We start from the raw sequence: 909 nt of genomic DNA on the forward strand, positions 1-909 counted from the left end.
CAAAGTTACGAACAAGAGCATCTTGGTCACTACCATCATAATAGGCCAATTTCACATCATCTACAAAGACATTTTTAGCATCCCAGTAGTTAGGATTTTTCTTAAATTCGATGACAGATTTTGAAACAAAAGCTTTCATCAAGAAAGGTCCACTGTACAAAATATTAGCAGGGTCTACCTTCCCAAAATCATCCCCTTTTGATTTTAGGAAATCCGCATTGACTGGGAAAAGAATGGTTGATGTCGTTTTTGAGTTCCAGTAAGGTTCTGGTCGAGCCAAGGTGTATTGAACGGTTTGGTCATCAAGAGCCTTGACTCCGACAGTTGAAAAGTCGCTTGTTTTCCCGTTAATATAGTCATCCAAGCCTGCAACAGAGTCCTGCACTAGATACAAGGCTTCTGATTTTTTATCAGCCGCATATTTCAAACCTGTCACAAAATCTTGGGCAGTTACAGGTGCATATTCTTCTCCCTCAGAAGTAAACCACTTGGCATCCTTACGAAGTTTGTAGGTATAGGTCAAACCGTCCTTAGAAACACTCCAATCCTCTGCCAAGGATGGCACATAGTTCCCGTATTGGTCATTTTCCATGAGACCATCTACCAGATTGGTCACAATATCATTGGTTGTTGCACGGTTTTCTGCTAGATAGTTCAAACTAGATGGATCACTTGAATAAACATAGTTATAGGTTTTTGATCCTGTGCTAGAATTTCCACAGGCGCTCAATAAAATTCCTGTACCCAGGACAAGACCTGCCAAGGTTAGATATTTGCTCTTAGACTTTTTCATTTCCAGAACCTCCTGATTTAAATATTTGTTTTATTATACAACGTTTAGTTTGTTTAGTCAATGATTTTTTCCAAAAAAAATCGAAAAAGACCTCATCTTCTACTTTCAAAAGATAA

Annotated in this window: 1 protein-coding gene; it reads right to left on the reverse strand. The window is 38.5% G+C overall.

Going from position 1 to position 909, the window contains the following annotated elements:
- Positions 1–793 (reverse strand): ABC transporter substrate-binding protein (locus tag SMIDD26_RS13000; RefSeq protein ID WP_246746950.1); only part of this gene is annotated, 793 nt, incomplete at its 3' end.
- Positions 794–909 lie beyond the last annotated feature (116 nt).

Source organism: Streptococcus mitis (genome assembly GCF_001579035.1).
GTDB classification, from domain to species: domain Bacteria; phylum Bacillota; class Bacilli; order Lactobacillales; family Streptococcaceae; genus Streptococcus; species Streptococcus mitis_J.